Source organism: Pseudomonas sp. TMW22080 (genome assembly GCF_022496745.1).
Classification (GTDB): Bacteria; Pseudomonadota; Gammaproteobacteria; order Pseudomonadales; family Pseudomonadaceae; genus Aquipseudomonas; species Aquipseudomonas bubulae.
In genome coordinates this window covers 356,072-372,209 of record NZ_SCFF01000004.1, presented here as the reverse complement: position 1 = coordinate 372,209, position 16,138 = coordinate 356,072, and the positions used below count along the sequence as shown (strand labels likewise).

The 16,138-nt window shown below is 58.0% G+C and carries 15 protein-coding genes and 1 pseudogene; 10 read left to right on the top strand and 6 right to left on the bottom strand.

Going from position 1 to position 16,138, the window contains the following annotated elements:
* Positions 1-6: 6 nt before the first annotated feature.
* The 3 genes and pseudogenes from EQV96_RS15980 to EQV96_RS15970 all read right to left on the bottom strand — a co-directional run bounded on the left by EQV96_RS15980 (position 7) and on the right by EQV96_RS15970 (position 1,760).
* Positions 7-645, bottom strand: a complete 639-nt coding sequence (locus tag EQV96_RS15980; protein WP_016782754.1) for a thiol:disulfide interchange protein DsbA/DsbL — start codon at positions 643-645, stop codon at positions 7-9.
* Positions 646-845: 200 nt separating this feature from the next.
* Positions 846-1,466, bottom strand: a complete 621-nt coding sequence (locus EQV96_RS15975; RefSeq protein ID WP_094999673.1) for a c-type cytochrome — start codon at positions 1,464-1,466, stop codon at positions 846-848.
* A 46-nt stretch (positions 1,467-1,512) separates the two neighbouring features.
* Positions 1,513-1,760 (bottom strand): annotated as a pseudogene (locus EQV96_RS15970) (c-type cytochrome).
* Between the two features lie 190 nt (positions 1,761-1,950).
* Between EQV96_RS15970 and yihA the strand changes: the two are divergent.
* A complete protein-coding gene (gene yihA / locus EQV96_RS15965; protein ID WP_094999674.1) occupies positions 1,951-2,601 on the top strand; it encodes a ribosome biogenesis GTP-binding protein YihA/YsxC in 651 nt (216 codons plus the stop codon).
* 331 nt (positions 2,602-2,932) lie between these two features.
* Here the strand turns inward: yihA and polA are convergent, their stop codons facing one another.
* Positions 2,933-5,701, bottom strand: a complete 2,769-nt coding sequence (gene polA, locus EQV96_RS15960; RefSeq protein ID WP_240882184.1) for a DNA polymerase I — start codon at positions 5,699-5,701, stop codon at positions 2,933-2,935.
* Between the two features lie 74 nt (positions 5,702-5,775).
* Here polA and EQV96_RS15955 point away from each other — a divergent pair, with 74 nt between their 5' ends.
* Positions 5,776-6,066, top strand: coding sequence for a DUF2782 domain-containing protein (locus EQV96_RS15955; RefSeq protein WP_019828138.1), 291 nt, complete (start codon positions 5,776-5,778; stop codon positions 6,064-6,066).
* Between the two features lie 56 nt (positions 6,067-6,122).
* The gene (locus EQV96_RS15950) at positions 6,123-7,073 is read left to right on the top strand and encodes a homoserine kinase (protein ID WP_133144111.1); all 951 of its coding nucleotides are present in this window, start codon (positions 6,123-6,125) and stop codon (positions 7,071-7,073) included.
* A gap of 159 nt (positions 7,074-7,232) precedes the next feature.
* Here the strand turns inward: EQV96_RS15950 and EQV96_RS15945 are convergent, their stop codons facing one another.
* Positions 7,233-8,153 carry a zinc ABC transporter substrate-binding protein gene (locus EQV96_RS15945; RefSeq protein WP_240882183.1) on the bottom strand — a complete coding sequence of 307 codons (921 nt, stop codon included), beginning with the start codon at positions 8,151-8,153 and terminating at the stop codon, positions 7,233-7,235.
* Positions 8,154-8,219: 66 nt separating this feature from the next.
* Here EQV96_RS15945 and EQV96_RS15940 point away from each other — a divergent pair, with 66 nt between their 5' ends.
* The 4 genes from EQV96_RS15940 to EQV96_RS15925 are packed head-to-tail and all read left to right on the top strand — an operon-like array spanning position 8,220 to position 11,028.
* On the top strand, positions 8,220-8,702 hold the full coding sequence (locus tag EQV96_RS15940; protein WP_094999679.1) for a Fur family transcriptional regulator: 483 nt from the start codon (positions 8,220-8,222) through the stop codon (positions 8,700-8,702).
* On the top strand, positions 8,702-9,490 hold the full coding sequence (gene znuC, locus EQV96_RS15935; protein ID WP_094999680.1) for a zinc ABC transporter ATP-binding protein ZnuC: 789 nt from the start codon (positions 8,702-8,704) through the stop codon (positions 9,488-9,490). The genes EQV96_RS15940 and znuC overlap by 1 nt, the downstream gene beginning before the upstream one ends.
* Entirely contained in the window at positions 9,483-10,271 is a 789-nt protein-coding gene (gene znuB / locus EQV96_RS15930; RefSeq protein ID WP_094999681.1) for a zinc ABC transporter permease subunit ZnuB, read from the top strand. The genes znuC and znuB overlap by 8 nt, the downstream gene beginning before the upstream one ends.
* Positions 10,272-10,308: 37 nt before the next feature.
* Entirely contained in the window at positions 10,309-11,028 is a 720-nt protein-coding gene (locus EQV96_RS15925) for a PA5502 family lipoprotein (protein ID WP_095020625.1), read from the top strand.
* A gap of 60 nt (positions 11,029-11,088) precedes the next feature.
* On the opposite strand, the gene katE is transcribed toward EQV96_RS15925, so the two are convergent.
* A complete protein-coding gene (katE, locus tag EQV96_RS15920; protein ID WP_254925214.1) occupies positions 11,089-13,281 on the bottom strand; it encodes a catalase HPII in 2,193 nt (730 codons plus the stop codon).
* A 199-nt stretch (positions 13,282-13,480) separates the two neighbouring features.
* Between katE and EQV96_RS15915 the strand changes: the two genes are divergently transcribed.
* The 3 genes from EQV96_RS15915 (at position 13,481) to EQV96_RS15905 (ending at position 16,014) form a co-directional block, all read left to right on the top strand.
* Entirely contained in the window at positions 13,481-14,488 is a 1,008-nt protein-coding gene (locus EQV96_RS15915; RefSeq protein ID WP_094999684.1) for a methionine ABC transporter ATP-binding protein, read from the top strand.
* Positions 14,488-15,162: a methionine ABC transporter permease gene (locus EQV96_RS15910; RefSeq protein WP_094999685.1), complete on the top strand. Its 675-nt coding sequence runs from the start codon at positions 14,488-14,490 to the stop codon at positions 15,160-15,162. Before EQV96_RS15915 ends, EQV96_RS15910 begins: the two co-directional genes overlap by 1 nt.
* A gap of 81 nt (positions 15,163-15,243) precedes the next feature.
* Positions 15,244-16,014, top strand: coding sequence for a MetQ/NlpA family ABC transporter substrate-binding protein (locus EQV96_RS15905; protein WP_094999686.1), 771 nt, complete (start codon positions 15,244-15,246; stop codon positions 16,012-16,014).
* Positions 16,015-16,138: the final 124 nt, after the last annotated feature.

Sequence of the window (16,138 nt, the reverse complement as noted above, 5' to 3'; positions counted from 1 at the left end):
CGCCGCTTAGTTTTTTGCGCCCGCTGCGCGCTCTTTGGCGATCAGCTGGTCAGCCACGCTCAAAGCGCCTTCAGGGCCACCGGCAGTGCCCAGGTCGAAGCGGTACTTGCCGTTGACGACCATGGTCGGTACGCCGGAGATTTGATAGGCCTGTGCCTTCTTCTTGGCGTCTTCAACTTTGCCTTTGACGGCGAACGAGTTGTAAGTGCTCAGGAACTTGTCTTTATCGATGCCTTCACCGGCCAGGAAATCAGCCATTTCTTCTGGGGTTGCCAGCTTCTTGCCGTCGTGGATGGCCTGGAACACGGCTTTGTGAACCTTGTTTTCAACGCCCATGGCTTCAAGGGTGATGAACAATTGGCCATGAACATTCCAGATCCCGCCAAACATGGCAGGGATACGCACGAAGCTCACGTCGGCGGGCAGTTTTTCTGCCCAGGGATTGATGGTTGGCTCGAATGCAAAGCAATGCGGGCAGCCATACCAGAACAGCTCGACCACTTCGATCTTGCCAGGCACGGCAACCGGAACGGCGCTGCTCAGCTCTACATATTGTTTGCCCGCTTCAAGCGGCTCGGCAGCTTGAGCGGTCATGCCAAACAGGCTGGCACTGACGAGAGCGGCGCTGAGAATCAGATTACGCATGCTTTACTCCTGGACAGATAAGGTCATATCAACGTGACCTGTATTCAGACAGGTCCATGCTGGCTTGAGTTCGATAGTGTAACTGTAGACGCGATGCAAAAGGGCAGCCGAAGCTGCCCTTTGAGGTTCACATTCAAGGATTAAACGATCGTTAACGTGACCTCTGGTATCAAGACCTGGCCCCGCCGACCGTACAGACCTTAGTGCAGGCCTTGAATATAGCTGGCCAGCGCCTTGATGTCCTTGTTGCTCATTTTGGCCGCGATGCCGCGCATGATCATCGAGTCACCATCGTTGGTGCGGTCGCCTTCACGGAAGTCTGTCAGCTGTTTCTCGATATAGCTGGCGTGCTGGCCGCCCAGGTGCGGGAAGCCGGCAGCGGCAAGGCCCTGGCCGTCTGGCGAGTGGCAGCCGATGCACGCTGGCATGCCTTTCTCAAGGTTGCCACCACGGAACAGGGCCTCACCCTGGGCTACCAGGGCCGGGTCAGCAGCGCCAACCGAACCTTTCTGGCTTGAGTAGTAGGCCGCGATGTCGGCAAGGTCCTGATCGTTCAGGTTCGCCAGCAGGCCGGTCATTTCCAGCACCTGACGCTTGCCGTCCTTGATTTCATGCAACTGCTTGAGCAGGTAGCGATCACCTTGCCCGGCCAGCTTGGGGAAGTTTGGGGCCATGCTATTGCCGTCCGGACCGTGACAAGCGCCACATACAGCGGTTTTTGCCTGACCTGCAGCAGCATCACCTACCACAGCGGTGCTAGCAGCCTGGGCAATACCGCTGACGCCCAAGGTCAACAGCAGACTCACGAGTAATTTGTTCATCAGCTAATCCAACTACGGCTAAGGGTTAAAGAGTTATGGGCCGGGCTCACTCGCTTATCCACTGTAGGACAGTTCGGTAATCCTCGACACTGCAGTCCATGCACAAACCACGCGGCGGCATCGCCTTGAAACCCTGGGTCACATGTCGTACCAGCGCCTACATACCTTGCTCTTACCTTGGCCTATTAGCTGACCAGCATGGCAGACAATACAAACGCGGTTGTACACGGCTTCCGGATCCTGTGTAGCCTGAATGCTGTAACGTGGCATCAAGACACCGTCACCAGCAGTCATAAAACGACCTTTTCAGGGTTGGGAGCCTGCTGCGTTCTAATGCGCAACCTGGGTTTTTTGCTCCCGTGTTCTTCATCCTACGCTGGGACAAAGCGCACACAAAATCTGCGGCATTATATACTGGCGTCACTGAAACGGAAACGACACGCTCGCCGCGTCCATTCCTGACGCCGCTCACATCGGAAATCCCATGCAACTCAAGAACCCCATTCTCGGTCTGTGCCAACAGGCCACCTTCATGCTCAGCGCTGCCAAAGTCGATCAATGCCCCGATGACGAAGGCTACGAAGTCGCGTTTGCCGGGCGCTCCAACGCCGGCAAGTCCAGTGCACTCAACACTTTGACCCACGCCAGCCTGGCGCGCACGTCGAAAACTCCGGGCCGCACTCAGTTGCTGAACTTCTTCCAACTGGACGAAGAACGTCGCCTGGTCGACTTGCCAGGTTACGGTTATGCCAAGGTGCCGATCCCGCTGAAATTGCACTGGCAGCGCCACCTTGAAGCATATTTCGGCAGCCGTGAAAGCCTCAAGGGTGTGATCTTGATGATGGATATCCGTCATCCAATGACCGATTTCGACCTTTTGATGCTTGATTGGACCGTGTCCAGCGGCATGCCTATGCACATTTTGCTGACCAAAGCCGACAAACTGACGTACGGCGCTGCAAAAAATACGCTGCTTAAAATCCAGTCGGACATTCGCAAGCAATGGGGCGATGCCGTCACCATCCAGTTGTTCTCCACGCCAAAGCGCATGGGCCTGGAAGAGGCGTACACCGTGCTGGCACGCTGGATGGAATTGCCGAACAAAGGCGAAGAACTGGTTGAAGCTGACGAGTAACAAATCGCAGGCAAAAAAAACCCCGGACTTCGCATGGGGGGAAGGAGGTCCGGGGTTCAAGTACTGAACCGCTAGGGCGGGGTTCAGGTATCTGCCAACACTTAACACAACATTAGGAGCTTTGAAGGGCTTCACCACCCATTCAATAAATCTGAGTGGTGTTGGCAGATTTAGTTCCGGGAGCTTAAAAACTCTTTGGAATAAGCCCGGTCTCTGCAGCAGCAATAAATTTTTAGTGTGGGAGCGGGCTTGCTCGCGATGGCATCAACGCGGTCATTGCGACAGACCGCGTCGCCTGCATCGCGAGCAAGCCCGCTCCCACATTCCCTCATTAATGCGCTTCATCCCAGTTGTTGCCCACGCCTACTTCAACCACTAGCGGCACATCCAGCTTCGCCGCTTCGCTCATGTGTATCCGCACTTCATCACGCACCTGGTCCACCAGGTCTTCGCGCACTTCTAGCACCAGTTCATCGTGTACCTGCAGGATGACGCGGGCATCGAGGCCTGAGGCGCTGAGCCAGTTATCCACAGACACCATGGCTTTTTTGATGATATCGGCTGCCGTGCCCTGCATCGGTGCGTTGATTGCCGTGCGTTCGGCGCCTTTGCGCAGCGCCGGGTTTTTCGCGTTGATTTCCGGCAGGTACAAGCGACGACCGAAAATGGTCTCGACATAGCCTTGCTCGGCAGCCTGGGTGCGCGTGCGCTCCATGTAGTCCAGCACGCCCGGGTAACGTGCGAAATAACGGTCGATATAGGCTTGCGACTGTTTGCGGTCGACGCCGATCTGTTTGGCCAGGCCAAAGGCGCTCATGCCGTAGATCAGGCCGAAGTTGATGGCCTTGGCACTGCGGCGCTGGTCGGTGGTGACGTCCGCCAGATCAACCCCGAACACCTCGGCAGCGGTGGCGCTGTGCACGTCCAGATTGTTGCGGAAGGCATGCAGCAAACCTTCGTCCTTGGCCAGGTGGGCCATGATCCGCAGCTCGATTTGCGAGTAGTCGGCCGCCAGCAGTTTGTAGCCTTTAGGGGCCACAAAGGCCTGACGGATCCGACGACCTTCGGCGGTACGGATCGGAATGTTCTGCAAGTTTGGATCACTTGAAGACAAACGACCGGTCGCCGTGACGGCCTGGTGGTAGGAGGTGTGGATACGGCCCGTACGCGGGTTGATCTGCTCAGGCAGGCGATCGGTGTAGGTGCTTTTCAGCTTGCTCATGGAGCGGTACTGCATCAGCACCTTGGGCAGCGGGAAGTCCTGCTCGGCCAGTTCCGCCAGCACGGCTTCGGCAGTCGAAGGCTGGCCTTTGGCCGTTTTGCTGATGATTGGCAGACCGAGTTTTTCATACAGGATCACACCCAGTTGCTTGGGTGAGCTCAGGTTGAACTCCTCACCGGCAATGGCAAAAGCCTCACGCTCCAGCGCAACCAGCTTGTCACCCAGCTCAACACTCTGGATACCCAGCAGGTTGGCATCCACCAGCGCGCCCTGGCGTTCAATACGCGCCAGTACCGGCACCAGCGGCATCTCGATGTCCGTCAATACGCTGTTGAGGCTAGGGATCGCTGCGAGTTTTTCGTGCAGTACATGGTGCAGGCGCAAGGTCACGTCGGCATCTTCGGCCGCATACGGGCCGGCCTGCTCCAGGGAAATCTGGTCGAAGGTCAGTTGCTTGACGCCCTTGCCGGCAATGTCCTGGAAGCTGGTGGTGGTGTGGCCCAGGTATTTGAGGGCCAGGCTGTCCATATCGTGGCGGCTGCCCGTGGAGTCGAGCACATAGGACTCAAGCATGGTGTCGAAGGCAACGCCCTGAACCATGATCCCGCAGGATTGATCGCCACCGATGGCGCAGTTGGCCAGAATATTCATGTCGTACTTGGCGTGTTGTCCGACCTTGGCTTTGCTCGGGTCTTCCAGCAGCGGCTTGAGGGCACGCAATACCGTGTCGCGATCCAGTTGCTCGGGTACGCCCATGTAGGAATGGGTCAATGGAATGTAAGCCGCTTCGCCAGGCTTGACCGCGAACGACAGGCCCACCAGCTGCGCTTGCTGCGCGTCCAGGCCGGTGGTTTCGGTATCAAAGGCAATCAATTTGGCGTAGTTGAGTTTTTTTAGCCACACATCAAAGCGAGCCTGATCGAGGATGGTCTCGTACTGTTGCTCCGCTTCGGCGGGCGCTTCAGGAGCCTCATGCACAATCACCTGCCCGGCACGCTTGGCCTCGCGCTCAACTTCGGCAATCCAGCTTTTGAACTCAAGTTCGGTGTACAGCTCAATCAACTTTTCGCAGTCAGGCGCCTTGAGGTGCAAGTCTTCCAGGCCGATATCCAGCGGCACATCGATCTTGATCGTCGCCAATTGATAGGACAAAAACGCCATTTCGCGATGTTCTTCGAGTTTGGCAGGCAAGTTTTTGGCGCCGCGAATGGGCAGGGTCGGCACGATATCGAGCTTTTCGTACAGATCGACCAAACCACCGCCTACACCCACCAGCAAGCCGGACGCTGTCTTGGGACCAATACCAGGTACGCCTGGAATGTTGTCAGACGAATCGCCCATCAGCGCGAGGTAGTCGATGATCTGCTCGGGCGATACGCCAAATTTCTCTTTAACGCCCTCAATGTCCATCACGCTGCCGGTCATGGTGTTAACCAGCGTGATGTGGCCATCAACCAGCTGGGCCATGTCCTTGTCACCGGTGGAGATGACCACTGGTCGGTCTGCCGCGGCGCTGCTGCGGGCCAGCGTGCCGATGACATCATCGGCCTCCACGCCTTCAACGCACAGCAAGGGGAAACCCAGCGCAATCACACTGGCGTGCAATGGCTCGATTTGCACCCGCATGTCATCGGGCATGCTCGGGCGGTTGGCCTTGTACTCGGCGTACATGTCATCGCGAAATGTCCCGCCCTTGGCATCGAAAACCACCGCGAACGGGCTGTCCGGATACTGCTTGCGCAGGCTTTTGAGCATGTTCAATACGCCCTTCACGGCGCCTGTCGGCAGCCCTTTGGACGTAGTCAGCGGCGGCAGCGCGTGGAAGGCGCGGTACAGATATGAAGAACCGTCCACCAGGACGAGGGGAGCTTGGCTCATGAGCAGGATCAACCTTTTCGGCGAGTCCGGCGCTAGAATGTCCGGACCAATGACGACAAAGGGACAAGGTTATCATGCGCACACTCAATCGCCTGTTGCTGACCGGTTTGTTTGCATTCACTCCGCTGGTAACCTTCGCAGCAGATGAAGCAGTCACCGCCGATCCAGATGTAACCATTCGCACGGAAGGCGATAAAACCATTCAGGAGTACCGTCAAAACGGTTTCCTGTACGCCATCAAGGTCACCCCAAAAGGGGGCAAACCGTACTTCCTGGTACGGGCTGATGGTACTGATGCCAATTACATCCGTTCCGACCAGCCGGATATGCTGATTCCTTCGTGGAAAATCTTCGAATGGAAGTAGCGTCTTAACTTTAATTGGCGCCGCCTTGCGCGGCGCCCGTACTGGCAATTTAAATCATGTCTGTATTCACCCCACTGACTCGCAGCGAGTTGGAAACCTTCCTTGCGCCTTATGAACTCGGCCGTTTGCTCGATTTCCAGGGGATTGCTGCGGGCAGCGAAAATACCAACTACTTCATCAGCCTGGAGCGCGGTGAATTTGTCCTGACCCTGGTTGAGCGTGGGCCGGTCAAAGAGATGCCGTTCTTTATCGAGTTGCTGGATGTGCTGCATGACGCCGACCTGCCGGTGCCATTCGCCTTGCGCACCGTTGACGGCCAGGCCCTGCGCGAACTCAAGGGCAAGCCGGCGCTGCTGCAGCCGCGCCTGGCGGGCAAGCATATTCGTGAGGCCAACGCCCAGCATTGCGCCCAGGTTGGGGAACTGCTCGGCCACTTGCATACCGCGACCCGCAACAACGTACTGGAACGCAAGACAGACCGCGGCCTGGACTGGATGCTGGCTGAAGGTCCTGCCTTGATGGCTGGTTTGTCGCCTGATTCAGCAGATTTGCTGCAAAAGGCGCTGCAGGAAATTAATGAGCGCAAGGCGCAGATTCTGGCGCTGCCCCGGGCGAACCTGCATGGCGACCTGTTTCGTGATAACGCGATGTTTGAAGGCACTCATCTGACCGGGCTGATCGATTTTTACAACGCCTGCTCGGGCCCGATGCTGTACGACGTGGCCATTGCCCTGAATGACTGGTGTGCAGACGAAGACGGTCAGATCGATGCTCCCCGCGCCCGTGCGCTGCTGGGCGCCTATGCCGCCCTGCGTCCGTTCACTGCCGCCGAGGCCGAGTTGTGGCCAACCCTGTTGCGCGTTGCTTGCGTGCGGTTCTGGCTGTCGCGCCTGATCGCAGCCCAGACCTTTGCCGGTCAGGACGTGCTGATTCATGATCCGGGCGAGTTTGAAAAACGCCTGGCTTTGCGTCAGACGGTGACCGTACAGCTGCCGTTCGCGTTGTAACAAACACTGAAATCAATTGTGGGAGCGGGCTTGCTCGCGATTGTAGCGACGCGGTGTATCTGAACAACCGCGTCGATCCAATCGCGAGCAAGCCCGCTCCCACAGAGGTTCTGGCAAGCCGCAACTTTTGTGAATGTCACACAATCTGTGGGAGTCGGCTTACAAGCTTTCCAGACACCCCGCCAGGTCATTGCCGAGTTTTTCCAGCAACTGCTCATACCCCTGCGCCGTCGCCGGGGTGTAGCCACCCAGGGCATCCAGCTCCGCCAACTTGACCGGTAACCCGGCTGTCAGGGTGTCCGCCAGGCGCGGACGCAGCGGAGGGTCGCTGAAGACACAGGTCTTGCCCACTTCCTGCAAACGCTTGCGCATGGCGGCTACGTGCTGGGCGCCCGGCTGAACTTCCGAAGCCACACTGAAGGTGCCCGTGTGCTTGATGCCGTAAGCGCTTTCAAAATAGTCGTAGCCTTCGTGGAAGACGAAGAACGGTTTGTCGGCAATCCCGGCCAGTCGCGTTTTGAGGCGCGCATTCAACGCATCCAGGCGTTCATTGAAGGCCTTGAGATTGCTTTGATACCTTGTCGCATTGGCAGGGTCTTTTTCACTCAGGTCCGCCGCCATTTTCGCGGCGATCACCCGCGCATTGTCCGGAGCCAGCCACAAGTGTGCATCCAGGGTGCCGGGACGATGATCGTGATCATGTTCGGCGGCATCTTCTTCGTGCGAATGGCTATCTTCGGCGAAATGACGCAATTTCAAGCCCGGCAGGGTTTGTACCGTAACCGATGGCAGGGTGCGGCCCTTGATCACTCGTGGCAGAAACCCTTCCATGTCCGGACCGATCCAGTAGAGAAGGTCTGCTGACTGCACGCGCCGTACGTCGGATGGGCGCAGCGCATAGTTATGCGGTGAGGCATTGGGCGGTAAAAGCACCTCCGGATGCCCCACGCCGTCCTGCACGGCAGCGGCAATCAGTTGCAGGGGCTTGATGCTGGTCAGCACGTTGACCTCGGCCCGGGCCGGGCTGATCAGAAGCAAACTGGCGCTTAGAGCAAGAAAAAGGGAAAAAAGACGGGGCACGATAAGCACTCATGATGGCTGAAACAGGTAACATAATAACGTCTCTCTCAATAATCGTCGCCGCCCATGCCTATAACACCGCTTGCCAGCCGTCCCCACGACCATTCTCATTGTGTCCATAGCGCCCTGACCGAGGCCGATGCCTTGTGTGCGCAAAAGGGCCTGCGCCTGACCGCCTTGCGTCGACGGGTGCTTGAGCTGGTGTGGCAAAGCCACAAGCCGCTGGGTGCCTACGACATTCTTGCAGTACTGAGCGAGCAGGATGGCCGTCGCGCTGCGCCGCCTACCGTTTATCGGGCTTTGGACTTCCTGCTCGACAATGGCCTGGTGCACCGCATTTCCTCACTCAACGCTTTTGTTGGCTGCAGCCACCCCGAGCACCCGCACCAGGGCCAGTTCCTGATTTGCCGCAACTGCCACGCCGCCATCGAGCTTGAGCAAAAGTCCATCAGCGACGCAATTATCAATAGCGCCCGGGATGTCGGCTTTACTGTCGAAGGCCAGACTGTCGAAGTGGTCGGTTTGTGTTCGGGTTGCCGGGAGGCCTGATGAGCGCTGCACTGATACGCCTGCAACATGTCACTGTGACCTATGCCGGGCAAAACGTACTCGACAATATCGAGCTGAGCGTTGAACCGGGCCAGATCGTGACCCTGATCGGTCCCAACGGCGCCGGCAAGACCACGCTGGTCAAAGCCGTGCTCGGCCTGCTCAAGCCCACCAGCGGCAGCGTATGGCGCAAGCCCAAGCTGCGCGTGGGCTATATGCCGCAAAAGCTTCACGTTGACCCGACATTGCCATTGTCCGTGTTGCGCTTTTTGCGCCTGGTGCCCGGTGTAGACCGTGCCCAGGCCCTTGAGGCGCTAAAGGAAGTCGGTGCTGAAAAGGTCATCGATAGCCCGGTGCAAAGCGTGTCCGGTGGTGAAATGCAGCGCGTGCTGCTGGCCCGCGCCCTGCTGCGCAAGCCCGAATTGCTGGTGCTCGACGAGCCGGTGCAAGGCGTGGACGTGGCCGGTCAGTCGGAGCTGTATGCCCTCATCACCCGCCTGCGCGACCGCCACGGCTGCGGCGTGCTGATGGTCTCCCACGATTTGCATCTGGTGATGAGCACCACCGATCAGGTGGTATGCCTCAACCGCCACGTCTGTTGTTCGGGCCATCCCGAGCAGGTGAGTGGTGACCCGGCTTTCGTTGAGCTATTTGGCAAAAACGCACAAAGCCTGGCGATTTATCACCACCATCACGACCATGCTCATGACTTGCATGGCTCAGTGGTTAGCGAAAATAACCCGGCGGCATCCGCCCACGTTCATGGAGAAGGCTGCAAGCATGGCTGATTTTCTGCTTTACGCCCTGCTGGCAGGTCTGGCTTTGGCAATAGTTGCAGGCCCTTTGGGGTCATTCGTGGTGTGGCGGCGCATGGCCTACTTCGGCGACACGTTATCGCACGCAGCCCTGTTGGGCGTAGCCCTGGGGTTCCTGCTGGATATCAGCCCGACCATTGCCGTGACCGTGGGCTGCCTGTTGCTGGCGGTGCTGTTGGTCACGCTGCAGCAGCGACAGTCGCTGGCATCCGACACACTGCTCGGAATTCTCGCCCCCAGCACCTTGTCCCTCGGGCTGGTCGTACTAAGCTTCATGCATGAAGTGCGGATCGACCTGATGGCGTATTTGTTTGGTGACCTGCTGGCCATCAGCCCAACCGACCTGATGTGGATCCTGGGTGGCAGCGCGACGGTTTTGGCCTTGCTGGTTGCACTGTGGCGACCATTGCTGGCGATCACCGTGCATGAAGAGCTGGCCATGGTTGAAGGCCTGCCCGTGGCGGCGTTACGATTGGCCCTGATGCTGTTGATTGCGGTGGTGATTGCCGTGGCGATGAAAATCGTCGGCGTGTTGCTGATTACCTCCTTGCTGATTATTCCGGCGGCCGCGGCCCAGCGTCATGCTCGCTCGCCGGAGCAAATGGCACTGGGCGCCAGCGCACTGGGCATACTGGCCGTAGTGGGTGGCCTTGCGCTGTCATGGTTTAAGGACACGCCAGCAGGCCCGTCGATTGTGGTGTGTGCCGCAGCACTGTTTTTGTTGAGTTTTGTTCTACCCCGTCGAGGGGTGTAGACTTGCTTGTTTTTTGCGCACTTAGAGAGCCGCAGGAATGAAGCTGTTCAACTCCCGTTACTTGCTCCTGGCCGCATTTTCTCTGCTGCTGGGCGCCTGCCAAAGCACGCCGTCGGCCGACACTACTGCCGCCGCCGCACGCGCTACGGCCATCGCACAGCTGGAGCAAAACCTGGCCAGCAGTGAACTCGCGACCGCTGAAGACCAATTGAGCGCCTTGCAGACGCAAACCCCGGATGATCCGCAGTTGGTGCAGTACCAGCGCCAACTGGCCGAGGCCTACCTGCAACGCAGCCAGATCGTCCTGCAAAAGGGTGATGTCAACGCGGCAGCTACCGCCCTGAGCCGTGCCCGCGCCCTGATGCCCAAGGCCCCTGCACTGACCGGTGGGGTCAATAGCGCCATTGCCCAGGCCCGCAAGGCCGAGCTGGACAAGGCTGAAGCCGCCCTCAAGGCTGCCGAGGCCCGACCACCGGCCAAGGTGATCGACCCGGCAGCCGAGAGCACCACTGTTGCACTGAATATCAACGATATTGCCAAACTTCGCCATCAACTGGATTTGATCGCGCAAGATATCGTCAATTATCAGTGCGCCGTCAGCCTGCAGGTTCCGCGTACGGCGGATTATCCATGGCTGGCCACACTGATCAGCAAGCGGGTTAAAAAGATCGACCCCGGGTTTGACCTCAAGCTGAACCGTCAAGTCATTCGCCACGTACCCGCACAAATGGTGCTGATCCCCAGCAAACCGGAATAAAACATCCGGGCATGAAAAACCCGTAGCAGCCAAAGGCTGCTACGGGTTTTTTGTTTTCGGCTAGGCCGGTATTGCCTTGGCCCTGGCCTCCCGTGACCACACGCGGTGTTGCCCGATGGCTGCAAAAAAGGCTTTTAGATCCTGGGCATCCTTGATCGCCAGCAACCCTTCATCTGCCTGTAGGTGCAGCACGTCCAGCAGTTGTCTGGCATCACCCTGCAAGGCGATGGCCTTGAGGTGCTTGTACGCTTCCAGCAGGTAGTGCAAGGCCACTCCGTCGCCGCTCAGTGCCTTGATCGACGCCGCGCCACCCGGTACGTACACCGCGTCGAACGCCACCGAAGGCAAGCCTTCCATCGACGCATCCACAGCCAGCAATGTGCCGTCAGCGGTTTTCACCGGGGCTGACGTCGGCCCCAGCAATTTGGCGTGGGCACCCTCTGCTGCAAGCGCCTGTTTCAGCGCATCGATCGCTTTGCCATCCACCCCGTTGGCCGCCAGGATCGCCACTTTGCGGGTTTTGATATTCCCCGCCAGCAGATTGGCCTGGCTCAGGGCCGGCGACTGGGTAAAGCGAGTCTTGCGCTCAGCTACCGTACCGGCCTTGGGTGCGGGCAAGCCCAGATTTTCGGCGACGCGCCTGGCCAGGCCCAAATCAATATTGGCCAGAATCTCATTCACCTGCCGCGCACGGATAGACTCGCGCTCAACTTTACCCAGCTCAAAGCTGTAGGCAGCAATGATGTGCTCTTGCTCATGGTTGCTCATGCTGTTGAAGAACAGCCGCGCCTGGGAGAAATGGTCACCGAATGATTCGCTGCGCTGACGGATTTTGTTGGCGTCGATGCGTTCCGGGTAACTCTCAAAACCGCCGTCACTGGCCGCCGGTGGGGTTTCTTTTGGCCAGCCGCCATCGATCGAGTTGGGTTCGTAGGCTGCACGCCCCTTGTGGAGGGTGCTGCGGTGCTGGGCATCACGCTGGTTGTTGTGGAATGGCGCCACCGGACGGTTGATCGGGATCTCATGAAAATTCGGCCCGCCAAGGCGACTGATCTGCGTATCCGTATAGGAAAACAGGCGCCCTTGCAGCAACGGGTCATTGGAAAAGTCTATCCCTGGAACAATGTGGCCAGGGCAGAAGGCGACTTGTTCGGTTTCTGCGAAAAAATTGTCCGGGTTGCGGTTGAGGACCATTTTTCCCAATGGCGTAATCGGTATCAGTTCTTCCGGGATCAGCTTGGTCGGGTCAAGGATATCGAAATCAAACTTATGCTCATCTTCCTCCGGGATGATCTGGACACCGAACTCCCACTCCGGGTAATCGCCCGTCTCAATGGCGTCCCACAGGTCACGGCGATGGAAGTCCGTGTCTTTGCCTGCGAGCTTCTGCGCTTCGTCCCACACCAACGAGCAAGTGCCTACACTTGGGCGCCAGTGAAATTTGACGAAGTTAGACTGGCCTTGCGCGTTGATGAAACGAAAGGTGTGCACGCCAAAGCCCTGCATGCTTCTCAGGCTTTTCGGAATGGCCCGGTCGGACATGGCCCAAATGACCATGTGAGCGGATTCCGGAACCAGTGAGACAAAGTCCCAGAAGGTGTCATGGGCCGAGCCGCCAGTAGGGATTTCATTGTGTGGCTCAGGTTTTACAGCATGTACAAAGTCTGGAAACTTCACCGCATCCTGTATGAAAAATACCGGCATATTGTTCCCGACCAGATCGAAGTTACCTTCGTCGGTGAAAAACTTGACCGCGAAACCGCGAACATCACGCACCGTATCCCCGGAGCCCCGCGGGCCTTGCACGGTGGAGAAACGCACGAATACGGGGGTTTGCTTGCCGGGGTCCTGCAAGAATCCTGCTTTGGTCAGTGCGCTGTGGGACTTGTACGCCTGAAAATAGCCATGAGCACCAGTGCCTCGCGCATGCACGATGCGCTCGGGAATACGTTCATGGTCAAAATGCGTGATCTTCTCGCGCATGATGAAGTCTTCGAGCAGCGACGGCCCGCGCGAACCGGCCTTGAGGGTGTTCTGATTGTCAGCAATCTTCACCCCTTGGTTGGTTCGTAAGGCCTGATCGGTGGCGTCGTCGCGAAAGGTTTCAAGGCTTTCCAGTTTGACGTTGGTGTTACCACGATCCAGGGTGTCGGTGCCGGCCATCTGGCTCTTGTTGGAAGACGGTTTTTTGCTGCTCATCAGACTAAACTCCTTGTATGCGAAAGCCCTGTGATAAGGGCTTTGTAGACAAATACCGCCCAAGCGGATGCGAGTTGCCTAAGTACTGACGTCTGGCCGTTACCGTCGTTCCTTTTTTCTGACCTTTAGTCGTCTTATTGCCAAATCAAAGGTTTGTGCGCAAATAAATGCTAAGTGCATCTATACGGACAGGCTAAAATGCGCGCCCGGCTTACCGCTGAACTTCTATTTACGCGCCCACAAGGTTCGCTACGTGATTGAGTTTCATAACGTTCATAAAACTTACCGGGTTGCCGGTAAGGACATCCCCGCGCTGCACTCCACCACTTTGCGTGTTGAGAGCGGCCAGGTGTTCGGCCTGATAGGCCACTCCGGTGCGGGTAAAAGTACATTGCTGCGCCTGATCAACCGCCTCGAAACGCCGAGCGGCGGCAAAATCATCGTCGATAACGAAGACGTAACCGCGATGGACGCCAACGGCCTGCGCCGTTTCCGTCAGCAGGTAGGCATGATTTTCCAGCACTTCAACCTGCTGGCTTCCAAGACCGTGGCCGATAACGTCGCGATGCCTCTGACACTGGCCGGTGAATTGTCCCGCAGTGCCATTGATAAGCGCGTTGCAGAGTTGCTCGAGCGCGTGGGCCTGTCTGATCACGCCAAAAAATACCCGGCCCAACTTTCAGGCGGCCAGAAACAGCGTGTGGGCATTGCCCGTGCGTTGGCCACCAAGCCAAAAGTGTTGCTGTGCGACGAAGCCACCAGCGCCCTCGACCCGCAAACCACCGCCTCGGTGCTGCAATTGCTGGCCGAGATCAACCGTGAGCTGAAGTTGACCATCGTGCTGATCACCCACGAGATGGATGTTATCCGTCGCGTGTGTGACGAAGTGGCAGTGATGGACGCGGGGGTGATCGTTGAGCAAGGCCCGGTGGCCGATGTATTCCTGCACCCCAAGCACCCGACCACCAAGCGTTTTGTGCAGGAAGACGAGCAGATCGACGAGAGTGAGCAGCGCGACGATTTCGCTCATGTACCTGGTCGCATCGTACGCCTGACCTTCCAGGGCGAAGCTACCTACGCACCACTGCTGGGCACCATCGCCCGCGAAACAGGTGTGGACTACAGCATCCTGGCCGGTCGTATTGACCGCATCAAAGACACCCCTTATGGGCAATTGACCCTCGCCATCACCGGTGGCGATATGAAAGCGGCGTTCGCCCGCTTCGTTGCCGCTGACGTTCATATGGAGGTGCTGCGCTAATGGACGCTTTTTTGAGTTTTTTCTCCAATATCGACTGGCTGGAAATCTGGCTGGCTACCGGCGACACCCTGATGATGCTCGGCGGTTCGCTGCTGTTTACCATCGTGTTGGGCCTGCCGCTGGGCGTGCTGCTGTTTTTGTGCAGCCCGCGCCAACTGTTTGAGCAAAAGGCGGTGTATGCCTTTCTGTCGCTGGCGGTGAATATTCTGCGTTCGCTGCCGTTCATCATCCTGCTGATTGTGATGATCCCCTTCACGGTACTGATTACCGGCACCTCGCTGGGCGTTGCCGGCGCCATCCCACCACTGGTGGTCGGCGCCACGCCGTTCTTCGCCCGTCTGGTGGAGACTGCCTTGCGTGAAGTGGACCGCGGCATCATCGAGGCGACCCAGGCCATGGGCGCCAGCACGCGGCAGATCATCACCAGCGCCCTGTTGCCTGAGGCGCGCCCTGGTATCTTTGCGGCGATCACCGTGACCGCCATTACCCTGGTGAGCTACACCGCGATGGCCGGTGTGGTGGGCGCAGGTGGTCTGGGCGATCTGGCGATCCGCTTCGGTTATCAGCGCTTCCAGACCGACGTGATGATCGTCACGGTGGTGCTGCTGCTGATTCTGGTGCAGATTCTGCAAACCGTTGGCGACAGGCTGGTGGTGCATTTTTCGCGCAAGTAAGTACCCCCCGGATTAATAAACGTAACCGCCAGCCTGTGGCTGGCAGATACCTGATTTCAGGTATTCCCAAGGAGTTGCTGCATGAAGAAGTTATTTGCTGCTGTGGCCGCTGTTGCGGCGTTCTCGGCCCACGCGGGCGATCTGTCGGTTGCGGCCACCCCAGTGCCTCACGCCGAAATCCTGGAGTTCGTGAAACCAGCACTGGCCAAAGAGGGTGTAAACCTCAAGGTCAAGGTGTTCACCGACTACATCCAGCCAAACGTGCAGGTGGCCGAAAAGCGCCTGGACGCCAACTTCTTCCAGCACCAACCGTACCTGGATGAGTTCAACAAGGCCAAGGGCACCCACCTGATCAACGTTGCAGCCGTTCACCTGGAGCCGCTGGGCGCTTACTCGAGCAAGTACAAAAAACTGGATGAAATCAAAGACGGTTCTACCGTGGTGATCCCGAATGACGCCACCAACGGCGGCCGTGCGCTGTTGTTGCTGGATAAGGCCGGGCTGATTACGCTCAAGGACAAGACCAACATCCTGTCGACACCCAAAGACATTACCGCCAACCCCAAGAAGCTGAAGTTCCGCGAGTTGGAAGCAGCCACCATTCCACGGGTGCTGACCCAGGTTGATCTGGCGCTGATCAACACCAACTACGCGCTGGAAGCCAAGCTGAACCCGGAAACAGACGCACTGGTCATCGAAGGCAGCGACTCGCCTTACGTGAATATTCTGGTAGCTCGCCCGGATGACAAGGACTCGGCTGACATGCAAAAGCTGGTTGCAGCCCTGCACAGCCCGGAAGTGAAAGCGTTCATTCTTGAGAAGTACAAAGGCGCCATCGTTCCGGCGTTCTGACACCCACTGTCGGAGCAATCCCGCCCCTCTGTGGGAGCGGGCTTGCTCGCGATGGCATCATTGCGGTTTGTCTGAAAGACCGTGTCGCCTGCATCGCAGGCAAGCCAGCGCCCACCCAGTAACC